This window comes from Kitasatospora putterlickiae (assembly GCF_039527695.1).
GTDB classification, from domain to species: domain Bacteria; phylum Actinomycetota; class Actinomycetes; order Streptomycetales; family Streptomycetaceae; genus Kitasatospora; species Kitasatospora putterlickiae.
In genome coordinates this window covers 5244-11035 of sequence record NZ_BAAAKJ010000207.1, presented here as the reverse complement: position 1 = coordinate 11035, position 5792 = coordinate 5244, and the positions used below count along the sequence as shown (strand labels likewise).

Genomic DNA, 5792 nt, shown 5'->3' with positions numbered 1-5792 from the left:
GGGGCGTGCTCGCCGCGGCGGCCGTGCTGCAGGTGCGCAGCGTGCGAGCGGGCGGCGCGCGGTGCGGAACCAACCGGGGGGAGTGGAAGGCGGACGTTCGCGCCTGGTGGAGCGGCGCGCGCAGCGCGGTGCCCCGGCGCGCGGTGGCGGCCGTGCTGCTGTTCCTCGCCCTCGGCATCACGCTCTGGTCGGGGACGGTCTGGCGGTTCGCCGTCGACTTCGGGACCGGCGCGCAGGTGCTGCCCGACGGCCCGTTCGGCGGCCCGCTGCGCACGGTCGGCGAGGCGGCGGCGCGGGCGACGGCCGGACAGCTCGGCGCGGCCCTGGTCGCGGCGGTGCTGGTGGCGGCGTTCCCGGCCCGGATCGGGGCGCGGATGCTGTTCCTGGCCGTCCCCGCCTCCTTCACCATCGGCTACCTGCACCTCGGACCGCCGATGACGGTGCTGAAGCCGCCGCAGGCGGTGATCGACCGGGTGGTCATGTTCGGCGGCGGCCTCGGGAGCGGGGCGGGCCTCGGCGCGGTGGCGGCGGTCGTGCTCGCCCTGGTGCTCAACGGGTGCTCGGTGCGGTGGCTGCTCACGCCCGCCCACGCGGCCTCGCAACGGGCGGCGGGCGACCGCCGCCCCCTCGCCGCCCGCCGCCGCCCGGCGGCAGGGGCCACGGGGTTCCGCGACCGGCTGTGGTTCGGCCTCGGCGGGACACTCGTGCTGACCCTGCTGCTGTGGACGGCGGTGGAGGTCCGGCTCGCCGTCGTCGACCGGGACCGCCACCCCACCCCCGAGTCCTGGGGCACCGGCCAGGTCGGCGCCGCCTACCAGGCCGACTACCTGCCGCTCCTGGCCTTCCTCGCCCTCCTCGCGGCCTGCGCCACCCCCCGGGCGGCCCGCCGCCTGCTGACGGCCGCCGCCGTGGGCACGGTCGTGCTCGGCGCCTGGCCCCCGCCCCTCGGTCCCCTGGAAGCCCTCCGTGTTCCCGTCCTGGCCCCCCTCTTCCGTGACGTCGCCGCCCTCTGGGGCCACGCCGCCTTCTGGGCCGCCCTGCTGATCACGCTCCCCCTGGCCGCCCACCTGGCCCGCTGGACCACCCGCCGCTTCACCGCCCCCACGGAGTAGGAAGTCGGCCCCGCCGACTTCCTGTTCCGGCGCGCGGATGCGGGCGGACGGCGCGGGGCCGCCGGAGGTGGTCGTCGGCGCGTGCCGACCACCGCGCCCGCATCCGCACCAGCGGGGTGGGAGCGGGACGCCGGACGGGCCGACCTCCCACTCCGGTGCCCGCCCCGGGGCTACGGGGCCAGCGGAATGAAGTAGACGTGCTTGGGCGTGATGATGCTGGTGATGGCCTGGCCGAGCAGGGTGCTGGGTTCGGCGTTCCCGGTGACGACATCGGTGTTGAGCAGCACGGCCAGGGTCGCGCGCTCCTGCGGCAGGTGGATGGCGAGGCTCTCGTAGCCGAACAGCGAGCCGGTGTGGCCGACCCAGCCGTTGATGTCGAAGAGCCCGAGCCCGTATCCCGCGCCCTGGATGCCGGTGGGCAGGAAGTCCAGGCGCTGCGCCTGGGTCCCGGGCGAGAGCAGGGTGCCGGTGGCGACGTCCCCCGCCCACCGGCCCAGGTCGTGCAGGTCGGTGATCAGCTCGCCGCCCGCCCAGGCCGATGAGGGGCTCCAGTGGGTGGAGTCGACGACCTGGCCGTTGGACGTCTTGCCGCTGTAGCCGTGGGCGTACGGCGCGGGGAGCCCGGTACCGTTCGGGAAGAGGGTGTTCCGCAGCCCGCTGGGCCCGGTGACCCGGTCGCGGACGACGTCCTCCAGGCTCCGGCCGCTCACCCGCTCGATCAGCTGGCCGAGCAGGGTGTAGTTGGTGTTCGAGTACTGGAAGCGCTCTCCCGGCGCGAACGCGTTCTCGTGCCGGTAGCCGTACGCGAGCAGTTCCGCGGGCTTGAAGACCCGCTGGGGGTCGTCGAGGAACGCGTCGACGAAGTCCTGGTCGCTGGTGTAGTCGTACAGGCCGCTGCGCATGTCGAGCAGGTCGCGCACCCGGATCTTCTCGCCGCCCGGGACGCCGTCCAGGTACCGCGCGATCGGGTCGTCGAGACCGACCAGGCCCTCGTCCACCAACTGCAGCACGGCGGTGGCGGTGAAGGTCTTGGTCTCGCTGCCCATCCGCACGTGGTGCCGGCTCGTCATGGGCTCGCCGGTCTCCGTGTCGGCGACACCGAAGGCGCGCAGGTAACGGCCCTGGCCGGGGAGCCAGAGGCCGACCTGCACGCCGGGGATGCCCGCCTCCCGCATCACCCGTTGGACCGCCTCGTCGAGCCTCGCCTGGAGCTCCGGGCTCAGTTCGCGGGTGTCGTCGGCGGAGTCGTCGTCGGCGGTGGCGGCGGTGGCGGCCGTCGTGATCGCGGGCGTGGCGGCCGGTGCGGCGCCGAGCGTCAGCGGCAGGAGCACGGCCACGGCGAGCGCGGTCGCGGCGAGCGTGCGGGCGGGTCTGCGTCTTCTCATGGTGCGGGGCCTCTCTGGGGATCGGGGACTACTGAGCCGATCGTCGGTGACGGGGAGCCGGTCCGGCCGCCCCTCCGATGCCCGGTCCGGGTGAAAAGGCCGACGATCCATCCCATCGGCCCTGACGCCGTTCCCGCCGCCGGGTCAGCCGCCCGCCGGGTGGCCGCCGCCACCGCCCCGACCGCGGCCCTCACCGCCCGGGAGCGCCCGCCGGTCCCGCCCAGGCCGCGAGCGCGGTGAAGTCGGCGGCGGTCAGACCGCTCCGGGCGTCCACCCGGTGCAGCAGCGCCGGCCCTTCGTGGTGCGCGCCGACCCAGGCGCGGTCCGCCTCGGTGATCTGGTCGTCCACCCAGGCGAACGGCCGCCCGGCCGCCCACGCGACGATGTCGGGCGTCTTCCAGAACACCCCGCCCTCCGGCCTCGGCCGCGGCCGGGACCAGACGATGACGGGGAGCGCGGGCAGCCCCAGCAGGGGCGCGAGGACGTCATTGGCTTCGTGTTCCCACGTGGTCGCCCACGCGAGGGTGAACGGCAGCGCGGTGAGGGCCGGGCCGTGGTCGGGGTTGAGCCAGACGCGCAGCGGCTTGGGCCGTTTGTGCGGCAGGCCGTACTCGCTCAGCCGCCGACGCTCGGCCGCCTCCCAACGGGGGGTCAGCAGCCGGTGCGTTTCGTATCCCTCGGGGCGCCGGTGGGGCTTCGCGGCGTACGGGTTCAGCGGGCCGTCGACGTCCAGGAGCAACAGTGGCCGCATCCGTGCACCCCGTCCCTCCTTGGTCGTTCCCGCACCGTAGCGGCCGACCGGGCGTCGGTTCAACGGGTTTGACGGGGAGCCGGGTGTGCGGTTGTCTGCCGGACGGGACCGTGGGGGCCCCGGGGAGGGGAGGACCGGTGGCGGTGGGGGACGAGGCGCGGCTGCTCGCCGAGCGGGGGCGGCGGCTGCTGGAGGAGCACGCCGCGGCGGCCGATCCACGGCAGGCCGCGCTGGCGCTGTCCGGGGCGCTCACCGCGTTCTCGACGGTGCGCGCGCTGCTGGAACAGGCGGGCCCGGACGGTCCGGCGGGAGCGCTCGCGGAGGCGCGGTTCCTGGTCGGAGTGACGCTCTGCGAGCGCTACTGGCAGGCCGTCGGGCAGCCCGGGTTCGCCGAGGACGACGGGATCCGCGCCGCCGTGCTCGCCGAACGCGCCGAAGCCGTCGAGCTGTTGACGCTGACGATGGCCGTCATCGACCAGGAGGCACCGGAGCGGGAGGAGGCGGCATTGCGGCTCGGGCTGCTGCTGCACGCGCGCCACGAGCACGTGGCGACCCTCGGCGTCGCCGACCCGGCGGCCCGCCCCGACGACCTGGACCGGGCGATCGACGCCCTGCGGATCGCCTGCCCCGTGCCGCTGCCGCCCGGTCCCTGGCGGGCGGTGGCCGGGGAGGACGCGGACGAGGACGCACCGGCCGGGTACGACGCGCAGCACCCCGGGGCGCTCGCCCACCTCGGCTGCGCCCTCGCCGACCGCGCCGAGCGCGACGCCGCCGAGCGCGACCGGGCGGCCGCCGAAGCCGTGCTGCAGGGCCTCCTCGACCGGCTGTACCCGGCGGCGTGGAACCGGCCCGCCCCCGACGCCGAGCCGGGACCGGCCGACCTCGCCGACACGGCCGAGCTGATGGCCCGTGAACGCCTCGCCCGACTGCTGCTGGAGGAGCACACCGAGCGGGCCGTCGACCACCTGGAGCTGGTCGCGGCCACCTCCGCCGCCGACTCACCCTTTCGGCTGAGCGCCTCCTTGCACCTGGTCGAGCTGTACTGGACGAGGGGGGACGGCGACGCGGCCCGCCCCGAGGACGCCGCCCACCGGCTCGCCCGCCTGCGCGACCTCCGCCGTCTGCTCCCGCCCGACCATCCGTACGGCGGCACCGCGCGCTGGTGGCTCGGCAACGTCCTCGTCCGCCTCGCCGACCGCGACCGGTACGCGGCCACCGATGAGGGCCGCGAGGCGGCGGACGTCCTGCGGGAGAGCCTGGGCGGCATGGCCGAAGACCATCCGGTGCGGCCCGCGTCACACGCCGTGCTCGGCTCGCTGATCAACGCGCTGCACCAGCATGAACCGGGGCGCTACCGGACCGAGGAGGCCGTTCACCACCTCACCCGGGCCGTCGAGACCATGGAGGAGGAGGACCACGGCGTCCTGCGCCGTGAGGTCCTCAACCAGCTCGCCGACGTCTCCATCGCGAGAGACGTGTTCTCCACTGACCGGGACGGGCTGGAGCGGGTGATCGGCCTGCTCGACGCGGCCCGTGCCCGGCCCTCGGGCGGCCCGCGGTTGGAAGGGGACCTGCACGGTTCGATGGCCGCCGTGATGAGCAAGCGGTTCGCGCTCACCAACGCCGTCGGCGACCTGGACGAGGCGATCCACCACCAGCGCGCCGCGTTCCGCCGGGCGGCGCCCGACGACCTCAACCGGATGGTCTACCTGGCCAACCTCTCCGTCAGTCTCTACCAGCGCTACCTCTTCGGCGGGGACCACCAGGACCTGGAGGCGTCCCGCCGGTACACCGAGGAGGTGCTGGCCTTCCTGCCGGACTCCGCGCACGCCGGGATGGAAGGACTCCTCAAGTCCCACCGGCAGATGTACGAACGGAACCGGCTGATGCTGGAGTTCCAGGAGGCCCTGGCGACCCACCACCACGAACGGATCGGCGGGCTGCTGGCCGAGTTCCAGGTACTGGTCGCGGCGATGGCGCAGGACGACCCGCTGCGGTTGATGGCCATCGGCGACCTGGGAGCGGTCATGTTCATCCACGCGGCCCAGGCCGACGGAGAGGTGGAGCGGTTGATGGAGGCCGTCCACCTGATGACGGACGCGGCGGAGCGGACACCGGCCGGGCACCTGCACAAGGCCATGCTGACCCTGCGCGCCGCGAGCGCGCTCACGCTGATCGCCGCGGGCCCGCCGTTCTCCGAGCACCGGGCCGCCGCCGCGCTGGCCCGCCTCGACGAGTTCCTCGCGGACGCCGACCCCGCGAGCCTGGAAGGCACCCGCGCGCGGCTGCTGCGCGCCGGGCTGCTGTCGGCGCGCTACCAGCACGCAGGCCGGCCGGACGACGTCGCCGAGGCACTGGCCGCCGCCGAGGCCGTCCGGGAACAGCTGCGGCACGGCCCGCCGACCCAGCTGCTGGCGACGGTGAACTGGCTCATCGCCTCCGCGCACCGCGCCCGGCTCGGCCCGGGCGACCGGCGGGCCGCACGCGAGTCCGGCCTGGCCACGCTGCGTCAGACGGCCGCCGCCGCACTGCTCCAGGCGGGGG

The 5792-nt window shown here is 75.4% G+C and carries 4 protein-coding genes; 2 read left to right on the top strand and 2 right to left on the bottom strand.

Annotated features, from left to right (window positions below):
- Nucleotides 1-1112: hypothetical protein (locus tag ABD308_RS20750; RefSeq protein WP_344337390.1), on the top strand; the 1112-nt coding region annotated here is incomplete at its 5' end.
- A 170-nt stretch (nt 1113-1282) separates the two neighbouring features.
- On the opposite strand, the gene ABD308_RS20745 is transcribed toward ABD308_RS20750, so the two are convergent.
- Together ABD308_RS20745 and ABD308_RS20740 are read right to left on the bottom strand one after the other, a co-directional pair.
- A complete protein-coding gene (locus ABD308_RS20745) occupies nt 1283-2497 on the bottom strand; it encodes a serine hydrolase domain-containing protein (RefSeq protein WP_344337388.1) in 1215 nt (404 codons plus the stop codon).
- Nucleotides 2498-2687: 190 nt separating this feature from the next.
- Nucleotides 2688-3248 carry a hypothetical protein gene (locus tag ABD308_RS20740; RefSeq protein WP_344337386.1) on the bottom strand — a complete coding sequence of 187 codons (561 nt, stop codon included), beginning with the start codon at nt 3246-3248 and terminating at the stop codon, nt 2688-2690.
- Nucleotides 3249-3385: 137 nt separating this feature from the next.
- Between ABD308_RS20740 and ABD308_RS20735 the strand changes: the two genes are divergently transcribed.
- Nucleotides 3386-5792 (top strand): hypothetical protein (locus ABD308_RS20735; RefSeq protein ID WP_344337385.1); only part of this gene is annotated, 2407 nt, incomplete at its 3' end.

Excerpts from the sequence above, each read along its gene's own strand:
- ABD308_RS20740 (WP_344337386.1), bottom strand. The coding sequence starts at position 3,248 with ATGCGGCCACTGTTGCTCCTGGACGTCGACGGCCCGCTGAACCCGTAC.
- ABD308_RS20745 (WP_344337388.1), bottom strand. The coding sequence starts at position 2,497 with ATGAGAAGACGCAGACCCGCCCGCACGCTCGCCGCGACCGCGCTCGCC.